The organism is Pseudomonas sp. 8 R 14, from assembly GCF_900005955.1.
Taxonomy (GTDB): domain Bacteria; phylum Pseudomonadota; class Gammaproteobacteria; order Pseudomonadales; family Pseudomonadaceae; genus Aquipseudomonas; species Aquipseudomonas marginalis.
The window spans coordinates 1-14,152 of sequence record NZ_CVTH01000054.1 but is presented as its reverse complement, the minus strand read 5'-3'; the positions used below and the strand labels follow the sequence as shown (position 1 = coordinate 14,152).

The following is a 14,152-nucleotide window of genomic DNA, read 5'->3' as shown; positions in this document are numbered from 1 at the left end:
TGGACTTGCCCCTACAAAACCGGACACCAACTCCCCGTCAAATTGATGCTGCTGCCAAGCGCCTGAACTCCCTCGGTGAGCGATAGTTCAAGGCGCTGTGCGGATGCTGCTCGTTGTAATGCTCGAAGGCAATTGCCAGGTTGCGCAGCGCCGTTTCTCGATCCGGCTTGGGCATGTGCGCAACGTAGTCACGTTTGATCGTCTTCACGAAGCTCTCGGCCATGCCGTTGCTCTGCGGGCTGCGCACCGGGGTGGTCACCGGCTGCAAACCGATCTGTCGAGCAAACAGGCGTGTCTGTTCGGCGGTGTACGCCGAGCCGTTGTCGCTTAGCCATTGAACCGGCGTTGCAGGCAGTTGATCACCGAAGCGTTTCTCTACGCTCTCCAGCATCAAGTCGCGGATGTCATCGCCGCTGTACCCGGTCGGACTCGCGACCCAGCCGATGGCTTCGCGGTCACAGCAATCCAGGGCGAAGGTCACGCTCAGTTTGGCGCCGTCCTCACAGCGGAACTCAAAGCCGTCCGAGCACCAACGCGTATCACTGGTTTGCACCGCAATACGACCCTCGTGCCGACGCGGCACGCCGGGCTGTTTGATGCGCCGCGCCAACAGCAGGTCGTGATCGCGCATGACCCGGTAAACCCGTTTCACATTGATCGCCGGCAGCGACTGGGTTTCACGGGCACGACGCAGCAATCCCCAAACACGACGGTAGCCATAGCTGGGCAGTTCGCTGATCTGTTGCTGGATTTCAACCACCAGATCAGCATCGTCCACAGGCCTGCGGCGCCGTACTTTGAGCGATACCGATTGCTTGATTCGAACCGTTAATTGCGAGCGCGCCACACCGAGACATTCGCTGACCAGCTTCACTGGTCGTCCCCCGGCAACAAGGGTGAGTGCGCAATCCATTTTCGCGACCGGGCGATCTCCACGGCCTCTTTGAGGATTTCTGCTTCCATCGTTTTCTTGCCCAGCATCCGTTGCAGTTCACGGATCTGCTTGAGCGCATCGCTCAACTCCGAGGCGGGCACAACGGCTTCACCGGCACTGACCGCCGACAGACTGCCGTCCTGATATAACTTGCGCCATAGGAACAGCTGGTTGGCATTGATGCCGTTGCGTCGAGCGACCACCGAAACGCTTTGCCCTGGCTCAAGACTCTCGCGAACCATGGCCAGTTTTTGCTCCGGGCTCCAGCGGCGCCGCCGCTCCTGGCCCAAAAGCTCCCCACTCTTGTCGTTGCTATTAGTCATAAACATAACCGTTTGCCTATCCCTTATCGTAAGGGGGAAACGGTGTCCTGTCTTTCATGGGGCTCGTTCAATATAGACATCAAACTTATCACGGCTTAGGGATTGGCCGGCGGATAGTCGATAACCCTTGGCATTGCGTCTTTCCAGTGAGGCCCGGTCAATGACCGGCTCTCCAAGGGTATCGAGAAAATCGACGATGGCTAGGGAGCTGATGAGTGAAGCCCGCTCAAACGTATTGTTCTCCAGCACCTTTTCTACGGATGTGTTGCGCGAGGGCTTGCCACCCATCCCCTTCCCAACTTTTTTCCATGGCAATTTGACCAAGGCAACATTGGGCAGTGGCGCATCAAAAATGGCATCCGCATACTCCGGCGAGCGAACCAGATTGAAAAACTGATTCATGACTGGCTCATACGCATAGTCATACTCGCGCGCCGCCTGCTCGTAGTAGCGAGAGGGGATATGCGAGATCGAGCTGTGATGCAGCGCAACGTGCTCGGCGCCCAAATCGGCGCTAATAAGCTCGAAGAGCTTGTCGAAAAACCGAAGTCCGTCAGTGAAGATCCCAATAAGCGTTCTGGGCTTCATGGGCCGCTCAGTAGAGCCCCCGCTGACCCTCCCAACCTGCGCCAAGCCAGGTGCCATCAAGCGCAGGATGAACACAGCTTTGAGCTCCCAGCACGCACAGAGAGGGAGGTGAGTGAATTTCGAGAAATGGAGCTGCTGGGGCCTGCCTTTGGCCGAGAAGGCTACATTGGGAAAATCGGCATTGAAGTCCCACATCTCGTCTATGAACGACGATAGCTGAGAGACCTTGAGGGCTCCTAGATAGGAAATGAACCCAAGCGCCTCCTCATCGAATACCTGGCGTACGGCTGTACGCTCATCAAAAGCCTGAAGACCCTGCAGCTGCTTTTGGATCGACGCAAGCGTCAGCAATGGCGAGAATCTCTTCATATCTTCCATGCTCACAGGCTCACCCCATCAACCAAAATTGTGGTTTCGACAAACTCGGACAGTCGCTTGGCATTCTCCAATTCTTCTGGGAAAAAATCGGATAGCGCTGGATTCAAAATGCCATCGAGCAGAGCCAGGTTTTCTCGCACCACTCGACCATATGGGGTATCCATGATGCGGGATACGGTGGTCAGCTTTAGATAGTCACGTTGCATCGCGAACAGCTCGGGCAGGTCGGAAACGGTCAGCAGGACGTTGTCGCAGCCAAGGCACATGTTGTATAGCGAGCACGGACGGCCCGGCACGTAAGAGCTCAGCTTTTTGACGAAATCCGGGGGATCGAAAACGTTGGCACAGGAAGCCAAAGGTGTCTTGAAAATCACCCCTTCATTCTTGGGCTGAGGCCTGACCTTCCGGCGTTGCTCTTCGAGCTCAGCTTCGGTGAGCTTCTCCTCCATTGCATCGCCGTGCAGATCCTTCAGGGCGACATCAAGCTTGCGCCTAGCGATGTGGTTGAAGTCCAGGCTGTCCAGATAGCCGATCGTTGTAGTGATCTGTGCATGGCCAAGGATCAACTGAATCTCCCGAATAGACACGCCCTGCTCGATCAGCTCACTGACAAAGCTCGGACGCAGCCTGGCCGAGGTAATGCTTAGACGCTCACCTTGGTCATCCAGAAGCCCCCGACGAGTGACATACGCCGCGAACATATTATTCAGGATTGCTGACTTGGCACTTTCCAAGGATTTGATCTCGCCATAACCCAGACCACCAGTGCCTTGGAAGATGAACAGCTTAGGGCGAATTTCAGGCTCGGCCTGCTCACGAATACCAGCAGTCAGTCGTTCTACCGCGTCAAAAATCTTCGCGACTTCGGATGCCTGGGATGTGGTCAGCCAGGTAATCTCCGCGTGGAACAGATCAAGATGGTAGAGCTTCTCCCCCGTTGAGCGCTCTTTCCAGTAACGCAGACACGGACGCCCGGTTGCTGGATGGGACTTCACGAAATCATCGAGATCCAGGGTCTTGACCGAGTCAGCGTTGAGGCCGGTCACCTGGGCCAGCTTGATGACATAGGGCGCAAGGATGGCAGTGTCGACACGCCACATCACACCCCAGCTTTCAATAGTGCCCCGCAACCCATCCTGCGATTGCCCCATGATCTTAAGAAAGGCTCGCTCGTAGTGGGAATCCGGGGTCAGCTCCGTGGCGGTAACCACCCGGCACCCAAGGCGATTCTCGAAAATCCATCGAGCGTTATCGATCTTCCCCCACCCATTTTTGATGGTGCCCTCTGGAGTAAGGGGATCCTCCCCCACACCTGACATCACGTAGGGTTTCATCAGGCCTTCGTTGTAGAGGATGTCCTTGTCGATGATTTCAGCGATTCGCGCCCGCTCAGTTTTGCTGTAGGGCCGGTAGTTGTTAGTGGCACGGTCAGGACTGAACCCTTGCACATCTACGTACCGAATGTGCTCCAGCCCAACGATGTCACGGGTCACTTTGAAAGTCTTACGCAAAGCGCTCAGCAGAGTATTGGCAGAGGCCGGTGAGCACTCCTTCGACAAGATCTTCTGCTGGAGATGGTTCCGAAATCGAGACAGGAGGTACTGATCTAGGATCTGCTCCAACGACTCGGTACCGGTCTTCCCTGCATTGGTGAGCATTCCCACAACCCACTGGAAGGAGAGCTGATGATTGCTCATGCCCGACTCACTGGAAGCAGTCAGTGAAGCGATCGCGAACAGGTGCAGCAGGTTGGCGAATGGCGATTCGGCGCTCGGCTCAACAATGTCGTCACGGGACTTAACTGGCACACCCTGTAGCTTCGCAAGCTCCAACAAACGGCCAACTGGACGTTTAGCCACAGCCTCCTGCTGAAGACGCTTCTTTTCCTTTTGAGTCAGGTAGGTATCGCCAATGCCCCGCAAACGCTTGAGCTCAGAATTGACATAATCCATGGCCAGCCGCGCACCATGATGATGCTCCATCGCACGATCAATGCTCTTCATACCTGGAATGGTCTTTACAGCGCGGCGATAATTCACACTGTTTTTAATGACCGGCAATGCCAGCTTCTGCTCATCTGTCAGGCGGTTGAACCAACCAAGAATCCTAAGGCGCCAGTTACAAGCAGCGGCGGTTTCACCTTTGATGATGATGTCGCGATCCAGCATTTCATGAATGACTGCAGCCTCAAACTCCTGAAAAGGCTCAGCCCCCATATCCAGGCCCTTCTCTTCGCAAAACGAGGGGCACAGTTGCAAATCGGACTTCATAGTCCTTACCGCGAACCTTACATCGTAGTAACCCATGGGCTCATTACGAAAGCCTTGAATAACCGCAACCAAGCTGTCTTTGGAAAAAGATTCAAAATTTGTCATTTCTTTGCCGCCAAATCGATTTTCAGCTTGGTTTGCGAGTACAGCTCAGCCATGAAAGTGGCGCGAGTGATTACTTCACCGGTCTCAGCCGAGAGAACCTTGTAAAGGTCATGGGGAACCTGGGTGTAGACCTCAGTAGTTTCCGTGCGGGCATGCCCCAGAGATTTCTGAGTGATCACAAGACGCTCAACGAAGTCGGATCCGAGATCTGGACTATTGAGAATGGCGTAAGCGTTACCATGCCGGAGTTTGTGAGGAGAAATGCTCTTGGAGATCAGCCGCTTCGCCACTGCCTTTTCAGACAGGCGCCTGAGGAGCTGACTAATTGCATCGGCTGTATACCTGCGCCCCTCTGCATTAAAGAAGCAGGGCGCCTCACCATGTACGTAACCACGCGCATATTTGCGATACAGCGGCGACGCCATGTATTTTTTGACCCGTTCCAGCGTAATGCGGCTCACCAGCGCCCAGCGCGGCTTCTCTTCATTGCCTGAGCCCTTGCTGCCATGGATATAGAGTGGGCAGTACTCGGGCTTGATGGGCATCTCATTGCCATCGCAAATGAAGTTGGACGTCGCAAATGCCAGCGCTGTATTGATCGCACCGGCAGTCACTCGACCAACCTCTGACCTCCGCACACCGCTATCAAAAATGAACTGCAGCAATAGCCTTTCACGCTCATAGCGCGACCGGAGCATCAGTACTTTGAGGTCACTCAGGGAGCAAGGATTCACCAGCCTCCGCTTGGGTTTTGGAGAGATGAATCCCAACGAATAGGGATCAGTCGTCCTGAGGGGAGGACTGTCATTCTGTGCGACACAGAGGAAGCCGCTTATGTACGTCCGCAGGCACGCGTCACGGTTGCGGATAGTCGTGGAGTCGAGACCCTCAACGTTGCGCAGGTGCTCAAGATACTGGGCGATGGTGAGTCGATTGACCGTTAGCAACGCCTCATCATGGCTGAGGTGCTGGTAGGCCCCCTGGCGTCGAATGTGGGTCAGGAAGTAGCCAATGTTGCGGCCATAGGTTACGACGGACTGGAACGCTAGGGAGTGGTCTTTGGCTGCATTAGTCAGGAACTCCGAAACCAACGGGACTATGCACTCGTTCTCATCGAACAGCGCCGCACCTACGACGGACTCCTCACCAGAGACTACAGGGCCATCCTCGTTCAGGAGGGACTCCCCAAGGTCTAACCTTCGCTGATTGACCACCACCACTCTCATCCGACTACTCCTGTGCCATTCACTCTATGGCTATGCATTATGTGCAATTACTGCTGCTACATATAAAATGGCAGTAAGGGCAAATTTTTTTCACGCAGCTATTGCGTACTGTGCACAATCAGAATTGTCATATAAAAGCACAACGTCGCGCACGCGCTCGCAGAACAAGGGCGACCAGCCTTCGGGGGCTGCAGCGTCCGGGCCCAGCAGGCCGTGACTGATGGCTTTGGTGCCGATGAAATCATGCTCCACATAACCGCCCCACAGGTCTTCGGGGCCCTTGATATCAAGGGCCCGCGCCTGTGCAGGGCCAATCAGCGTTTGCGTGGGAAGCAGGTAGCGCTCACGGCCGGCGTGTTTGCGTGGATCGTAATCACCGCCGTACTTGAGCCCAAGGATTTGTGCCAGCCAGCGCGCAAGGGCTCGGTTGGTTTCGACTTCATGCCGGGGAGCGCCCTCTCGCGTGGAGTGAGCGACTACCCATTTCTTGCGTTGAGTCGGGGTCATGCATCCCCCTTGGCCATCCCGCCATGTGTGTGGGTGGAAGGTTGCAGGGATCAGGCCAAGGCAGGTTCAAAAGTGATGCCTTTGAAATCAATCGCTTGCGCAAAAAGCGATAGCAGTTGGCCTGTATTATTCTGCACGACACCACCTTGACCGTGGGGCGTTCTGCACGATTCACACGCCAAAACGGCTGCGGTAATCACTGGGTGCCAAACCGGTGATCTTCTTGAAGGTGGCGCGAAACGCACCAGGGTCCTGATACCCCACGGTCCAGGCGATGTGGTCGATGGTGGCGGTGGTGAACTCCAGCATTTGCCGCGCCTTGCCGACACGTAAATGCTGGCAGTATTCGGTGGGTTTCAATCCCGTGGCACTGCGAAAACGCCGTAGGAACGTGCGTTCTTCCAACCCCGCCTCTTGCGCCATGGCGGCCACGGACACATCCACCGCGCCACTGGCTTGCAACCAATGCTGGACCTTGAGGATGGCCGCATCGCCATGGCTGAGGATCGGCGCAAAGTTGCTGCCGCACTGGCTGGCACTGTCGCTGTGCTCGATCACCAGGAAACGCGCGGTATCGGCAGCGACGCTGGGGCCCATCAGGCGGTCGACCAGGCGCAGGCCCAGCTCGGACCAGGCCATCAGCCCGGCGGTGGTGATCAGGTCGCCGTCATCGACGATCGGTTTATCCGCCTCAAGGCGTACAGCCGGATAACGGGTCGCGAAGGATTTGGCTGAGGACCAATGGGTGGTGGCGCTGCGCCCGTCCAACAGACCGCTGCGCGCCAGCAGGATCGAACCGATGCACACGCCACCGAGCACGGTGCCTGCAGCGTGTTGCTGGCGAATCCACTCGAGCAGTGCGGGCGGCGCCTGGTCTTCGGTGAACTCGCCGATTGAAGGCGGCACCAGCACCGCCATCATCGGTTGCTCAGGCCCTGGGTAGCTGTCGAATACCCGCGTGGGTGTGCCATGGCCATCTACCTGCCAGTGGCTCACCCGCAGCAACGGCAGTTGTGCGGATTGATGCTCGGCGGCGATCCGGTTGGCGACACCGAACAGATCGGTCAGCCCATGCACCGCTGCCAACTGCGCCCCCTGGTAGATCAACACGCCCAGCTCAACAACCGCCATTGTCAGTTTTCCCCCTGTTATTGTCGGTGCAGCCAATCCCCCGCTCCGGCGCCAGCTAACATACTGGCCCCATCAACCCATCACGAGGCAATACCCATGGCCAAGCAAGCGCTCATCCTAATCGATATCCAGAACGACTACTTCCCTCAAGGCAAGTGGCCGCTCGATGGCGTGGACGCCGCCGCGGACAAGGCTGCGCAGGTGCTCCAGGCGTTTCGCCAGAACGGGGATGCAGTGATTCATGTGCGCCATGAGTTCACGTCCGAGGATGCACCGTTTTTCACGCCGAACTCTGAGGGTGCCTATTTGCACCCCAAGGTGCTGAACGAGGGCAGCGAGCCGGTGGTGCTTAAACATTTCGTGAATGCGTTCCGCGAAACCCCTCTACGCGCCCTTCTGGAACAGCGCAGCATCACCGAACTGGTGGTGGTCGGCAGCATGAGCCATATGTGCATCGATGCGGTGGTGCGGGCCGCAGCGGACCTGGGCTACAAGGTCACGGTGATTCATGACGCATGTGCCACCCGCGATCTGGAGTTCAATGGGCAGGTGATTCCGGCGGCGCAGGTGCATGGCGCGTATATGGCGTCGTTGGCATTTGGCTACGCGGGCGTAGTGTCAGCGGATGAGTATTTGAAGGCGCAGGCAGCAGCGGCGTAAGCGCTGCTTGCTTCTGTGCCGTCAGCGGGTCGCGATGATAAACAGGCGCGGGAAGGGCAGTAATACGGTGCCATCGCCTAGTGCTGGATAAGCCTGTGTAATCCGCGCCTGGTATTCCTGTAGGAAAGCGGCTTTTTCGCTATCGGTCAGTGGCGCGAGAAAGGGTCGCAAGCCCGAGCCCTTGAACCACTCCACCACAGCGGCATGATCCGCCAGCGGGTGCTGGTACGTGGTGCGCCACACATCCACGGTACTGCAGTGTTGGCTCAGCAACTCGTAGTAGTAGCTCACCGAGTGGCGCTCATTGTGTTGGAACGCGCCGATCTTTGCCGCCCATGGGCCATCTGCCGCCACTTCGCGTGCCAGCCGGTGGGCGGGTTCATTGAGGTTGTCTGGGGTTTGTACGGCGAGCGTGCCGCCAGGCGCCAACTGGTCGACCAGATGCGGATAGAGCGTGGCGTGGTTTGGCAGCCATTGCAGCGAGGCGTTGGCGAGGATCACGTCGAATGTCTGCGACGGACTCCAGGCACCGATGTCCGCCAGCTCAAAGTTCAGCGCGGGCAGGCGCTTGCGGGCGTCGACCAGCATGTCGTCGGAACTGTCCAGGCCCGTCACCTGCGCCTGCGGGAAACGCTCGGCCAATACCTGGGTGGAGTTGCCGGGGCCGCAACCCAGGTCCACCGCTGTGTGCACCACGGTATTCGGAATGGCCGCGACCAGGTCACGGACCGGACGAGTGCGTTGTTGTTCAAACATCGTGTATTGCTTGGCAGACCAGGTCATCGCGGCTCTCCTTGTTCTGTGGAAGTGGGTTACAGCCTAAATCGAGTGGCCCCCGGAGACAAATGCCAGGGCCGGCGATCGTTCCATCCCGTCATTTAATCCGTTGCGGGTGCAGCTTCATGCATCACGAAATTACAAAAAAGCCCCGAGAGCAGGGCTCACGGGGCTTTTTGGGAAAGCTATACGGATTGCGCCGAGCGATATCCTAGAACGGAATATCGTCATCAAAGCTGTCGAAATCCGGAGCCGGTTGCGGAGCGGCCTGTTGCGGTGCTGGACGCGACTCACGCTGTGGCTGCTGGCTTGGCTGCGGACGCGTCTGCTGTGGACGCGGTGCCGAGTTGGACATACCGCCCTGGCCTTGTTGGTCGCCCTGTGGACGGCCGCCCAGCAGTTGCATGGTGCCTTGCATGTCGACCACGATTTCAGTGGTGTAACGCTTGATGCCGTCTTTTTCCCACTCGCGGGTTTGCAGCTTGCCTTCGATGTAGACCTGCGAACCTTTGCGCAGGTATTCACCGGCGATCTCTGCGACCTTGCCGAACATCGACACACGGTGCCATTCGGTTTTCTCGACCTTCTGGCCGGTCTGCTTGTCGGTCCATTGTTCGCTGGTCGCCAGACTCAGGTTGGTCACGGCGTTACCGTTAGGCAAGTAGCGAACTTCGGGATCCTGGCCGCATGTACCGACCAATATGACTTTGTTAACCCCACGGGCCATAACGTTCTCCTATGCTGGGCGCGCTGTCGGCACTGGGTTGACCAGTTGCTCGAGCGTCGCGCGATCCAATAATTCGGTGTCCAATTTGATGTAAATGGCCGCCTCTTCAGCGACCACGACTGCATCTGTTACCCCTACGACTGCCTTCAGGCGCTCTACCAGACCGCTTTCACGGATCGCCTCAGGCGATAGCGGCAAACGCAGGCTTGTGACGTAGGGAGGTTCGCGCATGGTAACAGCAAAGGCCAACCAAAGTGCAGCCAGCCCGGCGCATCCGAGGAACACAACCGACAAACCGCCATGCTGGAACATCCAGCCGCCCATGATGCCGCCCAGCGCCGAGCCAAGGAACTGGCTGGTGGAATACACCCCCATCGCCGTGCCTTTGCCGCCGGCCGGTGAAACTTTACTGATCAGCGAAGGCAATGAAGCCTCCAGCAGGTTGAACGCGGTGAAGAACACCACCGTGCCAATAACCAGCGCCCGTAGGCTGTCGCCGAACTGCCAGAAGAATAGTTCAGTGAGCATTAATGTCGCGACGGCACCGAGCAAAACTCGTTTCATTTTGCGTTTCTTCTCGCCATAGATGATGAACGGGATCATGGCGAAGAACGAAATCAGCAGTGCGGTGAGGTAGACCCACCAGTGCTGTTCCTTGGGCAGCCCGGCTTTTTCCACCAGCGCCAGGGGCAAGGCGACGAAGCTGCACATCAGCATTGCGTGTAAGACGAAGATACCTAAATCCAGGCGCAACAGATCCGGGTGCTTGAGCGTCGGCAACAGGGCCTTGCGTGCGACGCCCGACTCACGGTGCTGCAACGTGCCAGTGGAGCGCGGCACCATGAAGGCCACGATCACGATCCCGAACAACGCCATGCCGCCGGTGGCAAGGAACAGGCCGTGCAAGCCAAAGGCACGCGTCAGCAATGGGCCCACGACCATGGCCACGGCGAACGACAGACCGATGGTCATGCCGATCATGGCCATGGCCTTGGTGCGGTGTTGCTCACGGGTCAGGTCGGACAGCAGCGCCATGACGGCAGCGGAAATCGCCCCGGCACCTTGCAGTATGCGTCCGGCGATCACGCCCCAGATCGAATCGGATTGTGCCGCGAGCACGCTGCCGAGGGCGAAGACAATCAGCCCGAGGTAAATCACCGGGCGCCGGCCAATCCGGTCGGAAATGATTCCGAACGGGATCTGAAAAATCGCCTGGGTCAGGCCATAGGCGCCAATCGCCAGGCCGATCAGTGCGGGGGTCGCGCCTGCCAGATCCATTCCATAGGTCGCCAGTACCGGCAACACCATGAACATGCCAAGCATACGGAACGCGAACACCAGGGCCAGACCGCTTGCTGCTCGGGTCTCGCCGCTACTCATGCGTTCGCTGTGGGGATCGTGCATGGAAAAACCTCGTGTGAACCGGCGGCGATTCTACCAGTCCCATCGATTGAGAGGGTATATGCGGCGCTTTGCCGCGCAGCTTTCATGTAAGGCTGCACCCGGCACTTTGACAGTGTATATTCATCCAGTCTTTAGCCGTATACTCCTGCATTATTTACGCCCGCCGTGCGAGGCCATCTTGGACAAGATCCTGATTCGTGGGGCTAGAACCCACAACCTGAAGAACATCGACCTGACCCTGCCCCGGGACAAACTGATCGTCATCACCGGCTTGTCCGGCTCCGGCAAATCGTCCCTGGCGTTCGACACGCTGTATGCCGAAGGTCAGCGGCGCTATGTGGAATCGCTGTCGGCCTATGCCCGTCAGTTCCTGTCGATGATGGAAAAGCCGGACGTCGACACCATTGAAGGCCTGTCGCCGGCGATTTCCATTGAGCAGAAGTCGACCTCCCACAATCCGCGTTCCACCGTGGGCACCATCACCGAAATCTACGACTACCTGCGCCTGCTGTACGCGCGGGTGGGTATCCCCCGTTGCCCGGACCACGACATTCCGCTGGAAGCCCAGACCGTCAGCCAGATGGTCGACCTGGTACTGGCCCAACCGGAAGGTGCCAAGCTGATGCTGCTGGCACCGGTGATTCGCGAGCGCAAGGGCGAACACCTCTCTGTATTCGAAGAGCTGCGTGCTCAAGGTTTCGTACGTGCGCGTATCAACGGCAAGCTCTATGAGCTGGACGAAGCGCCGAAACTCGACAAGCAGAAGAAGCACTCGATTGATGTCGTGGTCGATCGCTTCAAGGTGCGGGCCGACCTGCAGCAGCGTCTGGCCGAATCGTTCGAGACCGCGTTGAAGCTGGCGGATGGCATTGCCCTGGTGGCACCGATGGATGATGAGCCGGGTGAAGAGATCATCTTCTCCGCGCGCTTTGCCTGCCCGATCTGTGGCCACGCCATCAGCGAGCTGGAGCCCAAGCTGTTCTCCTTCAACAACCCGGCCGGGGCCTGCCCGACCTGCGATGGCCTGGGCGTGAAGCAATTCTTCGACATCAAGCGCCTGGTCAACGGCGACCTGACATTGGCGGAGGGCGCGATACGCGGCTGGGACAGGCGTAACGTCTACTACTTCCAGATGCTCGGGTCGTTGGCGTCCCATTACAAGTTCAGCCTTGAAGTACCTTTCAACCAACTGCCGGCAGACCAGCAGAAAGTCATCCTCAATGGCAGCGGCTCGCAGAACGTCGACTTCAAGTACCTGAACGACCGTGGCGACATCGTCAAGCGCTCCCACCCGTTCGAAGGCATTGTCCCCAACCTGGAACGCCGCTACCGCGAGACCGAATCGGCGAGTGTGCGCGAAGAGCTGGCGAAATTCCTCAGCACCCAACCTTGCCCGGATTGCCGGGGCACTCGCCTGCGTCGTGAGGCGCGGCATGTATGGGTGGGTGAGAAGACGCTGCCGGCGGTGACCAACCTGCCGATCGGCGATGCCTGTGAATACTTTGGTGTGCTAAAGCTCACCGGGCGCCGTGGGGAAATTGCCGACAAGATCCTCAAGGAGATCCGCGAGCGCCTGCAGTTCCTGGTTAACGTTGGCCTGGACTATCTGTCGCTGGATCGCAGCGCAGATACGTTGTCCGGCGGTGAAGCGCAGCGAATTCGCCTGGCCAGCCAGATTGGTGCCGGCCTGGTGGGGGTGTTGTACATCCTCGATGAGCCTTCGATTGGTTTGCACCAGCGGGACAACGATCGCCTGCTGGGCACGCTGAAACACCTGCGGGATATCGGCAATACGGTGATCGTGGTCGAGCACGATGAAGATGCGATTCGCCTGGCGGACTACGTGGTCGATATTGGCCCAGGCGCCGGCGTACATGGAGGACATATTGTCGCCGAGGGCACGCCTGCCGAGGTAATGGCACATCCCGACTCGTTGACCGGCAAGTACCTGTCCGGCCGCGTGAAGATCGCAGTGCCAGCCAAGCGTACACCGCGCAACAAGAAGATGGCGTTGCACCTCAAGGGCGCGCGCGGCAACAACTTGCGCAATGTTGACCTGGAAATACCACTGGGCCTGCTGACCTGCGTGACCGGCGTTTCCGGCTCAGGTAAGTCGACGCTGATCAACAACACGCTGTTCCCCTTGAGTGCCACCGCCTTGAACGGCGCTACCACCCTGGAAGCCGCCGCGCACGACAGCATCAAGGGTCTGGAACACCTGGACAAGGTGGTCGATATCGACCAAAGCCCGATTGGCCGCACACCGCGCTCCAACCCCGCGACCTACACCGGGTTGTTCACGCCTATTCGTGAGCTGTTTGCTGGCGTGCCGGAATCCCGTTCACGGGGCTACGGGCCAGGCCGCTTCTCGTTCAACGTCAAGGGTGGTCGCTGTGAAGCGTGCCAGGGCGATGGTCTGATCAAGGTGGAGATGCACTTCCTCCCGGACATCTACGTGCCGTGCGATGTGTGCAAGAGCAAGCGTTATAACCGCGAAACCCTGGAAATCAAGTACAAGGGCAAGAGCATCCACGAGACCCTGGAGATGACCATCGAGGAAGCCCGTGTGTTCTTCGATGCCGTTCCGGCGTTGGCGCGCAAGCTGCAAACGCTGATGGATGTGGGCCTGTCGTATATCAAGTTGGGGCAGTCGGCGACGACGTTGTCCGGTGGTGAAGCGCAGCGGGTGAAGCTGTCTCGCGAGCTGTCCAAACGCGATACGGGCAAGACCTTGTATATCCTGGATGAGCCGACAACTGGCCTGCACTTTGCGGATATTCAGCAATTGCTGGATGTGTTGCACCGCTTGCGTGATCACGGCAACACCGTGGTGGTGATCGAGCACAACCTGGATGTGATCAAGACGGCCGACTGGCTGGTGGATCTAGGGCCGGAAGGCGGATCCAAGGGCGGCCAGATCATCGCGGTGGGTACGCCGGAGCAGGTCTCCGAGATGCCACAATCGCATACGGGTTACTACTTGAAGCCATTGCTGGCGCGCGACCGGGCCTGATTTATCAGGCCCAATAAAAAGGTTCATCACGGAATCCCGGGAAACACAGAAACAAGAACGCCGATTTGATTGATGATGTTCGTGCGAGCAAACACATCTAAAAAACCGG

The 14,152-nt window shown here is 58.0% G+C and carries 10 protein-coding genes and 1 pseudogene; 2 read left to right on the top strand and 9 right to left on the bottom strand.

Going from position 1 to position 14,152, the window contains the following annotated elements; genetic code table 11:
• Window positions 1-37: 37 nt before the first annotated feature.
• The 6 genes and pseudogenes from BFQ01_RS31400 to BFQ01_RS11460 form a co-directional block, all read right to left on the bottom strand.
• A protein-coding gene (locus tag BFQ01_RS31400; protein WP_370467938.1) for an IS3 family transposase occupies window positions 38-1,257 on the bottom strand; the annotation gives its coding sequence in 2 pieces (ribosomal slippage) (window positions 38-912 and window positions 912-1,257; 1,221 coding nt in all).
• Window positions 1,258-1,311: 54 nt separating this feature from the next.
• On the bottom strand, window positions 1,312-2,223 hold the full coding sequence (locus tag BFQ01_RS11480) for a hypothetical protein (RefSeq protein ID WP_065925363.1): 912 nt from the start codon (window positions 2,221-2,223) through the stop codon (window positions 1,312-1,314).
• A gap of 2 nt (window positions 2,224-2,225) precedes the next feature.
• The gene (locus tag BFQ01_RS11475) at window positions 2,226-4,598 is read right to left on the bottom strand and encodes a tyrosine-type recombinase/integrase (protein ID WP_065925362.1); all 2,373 of its coding nucleotides are present in this window, start codon (window positions 4,596-4,598) and stop codon (window positions 2,226-2,228) included.
• A complete protein-coding gene (locus BFQ01_RS11470; RefSeq protein ID WP_065925361.1) occupies window positions 4,595-5,824 on the bottom strand; it encodes a tyrosine-type recombinase/integrase in 1,230 nt (409 codons plus the stop codon). Before BFQ01_RS11470 ends, BFQ01_RS11475 begins: the two co-directional genes overlap by 4 nt.
• A gap of 135 nt (window positions 5,825-5,959) precedes the next feature.
• Window positions 5,960-6,331: pseudogene (locus tag BFQ01_RS11465) on the bottom strand (DUF3182 family protein); the annotation flags it as partial.
• A 171-nt stretch (window positions 6,332-6,502) separates the two neighbouring features.
• The gene (locus tag BFQ01_RS11460; protein ID WP_065925359.1) at window positions 6,503-7,462 is read right to left on the bottom strand and encodes a GlxA family transcriptional regulator; all 960 of its coding nucleotides are present in this window, start codon (window positions 7,460-7,462) and stop codon (window positions 6,503-6,505) included.
• 96 nt (window positions 7,463-7,558) lie between these two features.
• On the opposite strand from BFQ01_RS11460, the gene BFQ01_RS11455 reads away from it, so the two are divergent.
• A complete protein-coding gene (locus tag BFQ01_RS11455; protein WP_065925358.1) occupies window positions 7,559-8,122 on the top strand; it encodes a cysteine hydrolase family protein in 564 nt (187 codons plus the stop codon).
• Window positions 8,123-8,143: 21 nt separating this feature from the next.
• Here the strand turns inward: BFQ01_RS11455 and tam are convergent, their stop codons facing one another.
• The 3 genes from tam to BFQ01_RS11440 all read right to left on the bottom strand — a co-directional run bounded on the left by tam (window position 8,144) and on the right by BFQ01_RS11440 (window position 11,030).
• On the bottom strand, window positions 8,144-8,905 hold the full coding sequence (gene tam, locus BFQ01_RS11450; RefSeq protein ID WP_065925357.1) for a trans-aconitate 2-methyltransferase: 762 nt from the start codon (window positions 8,903-8,905) through the stop codon (window positions 8,144-8,146).
• A gap of 205 nt (window positions 8,906-9,110) precedes the next feature.
• On the bottom strand, window positions 9,111-9,626 hold the full coding sequence (locus BFQ01_RS11445; RefSeq protein WP_065925356.1) for a single-stranded DNA-binding protein: 516 nt from the start codon (window positions 9,624-9,626) through the stop codon (window positions 9,111-9,113).
• A 9-nt stretch (window positions 9,627-9,635) separates the two neighbouring features.
• Entirely contained in the window at window positions 9,636-11,030 is a 1,395-nt protein-coding gene (locus tag BFQ01_RS11440; protein ID WP_015886131.1) for an MFS transporter, read from the bottom strand.
• A gap of 178 nt (window positions 11,031-11,208) precedes the next feature.
• On the opposite strand from BFQ01_RS11440, the gene uvrA reads away from it, so the two are divergent.
• The gene (gene uvrA / locus BFQ01_RS11435; RefSeq protein WP_065925355.1) at window positions 11,209-14,043 is read left to right on the top strand and encodes an excinuclease ABC subunit UvrA; all 2,835 of its coding nucleotides are present in this window, start codon (window positions 11,209-11,211) and stop codon (window positions 14,041-14,043) included.
• Window positions 14,044-14,152 lie beyond the last annotated feature (109 nt).

Coding starts and splice junctions, on each gene's coding strand:
- BFQ01_RS11470 (WP_065925361.1), bottom strand. CDS start 5,824: ATGAGAGTGGTGGTGGTCAATCAGCGAAGGTTAGACCTTGGGGAGTCC.
- BFQ01_RS11455 (WP_065925358.1), top strand. CDS start 7,559: ATGGCCAAGCAAGCGCTCATCCTAATCGATATCCAGAACGACTACTTC.
- BFQ01_RS11480 (WP_065925363.1), bottom strand. CDS start 2,223: ATGGAAGATATGAAGAGATTCTCGCCATTGCTGACGCTTGCGTCGATC.
- BFQ01_RS11475 (WP_065925362.1), bottom strand. CDS start 4,598: ATGACAAATTTTGAATCTTTTTCCAAAGACAGCTTGGTTGCGGTTATT.
- tam (WP_065925357.1), bottom strand. CDS start 8,905: ATGACCTGGTCTGCCAAGCAATACACGATGTTTGAACAACAACGCACT.
- BFQ01_RS11440 (WP_015886131.1), bottom strand. CDS start 11,030: ATGCACGATCCCCACAGCGAACGCATGAGTAGCGGCGAGACCCGAGCA.
- BFQ01_RS11460 (WP_065925359.1), bottom strand. CDS start 7,462: ATGGCGGTTGTTGAGCTGGGCGTGTTGATCTACCAGGGGGCGCAGTTG.
- BFQ01_RS11445 (WP_065925356.1), bottom strand. CDS start 9,626: ATGGCCCGTGGGGTTAACAAAGTCATATTGGTCGGTACATGCGGCCAG.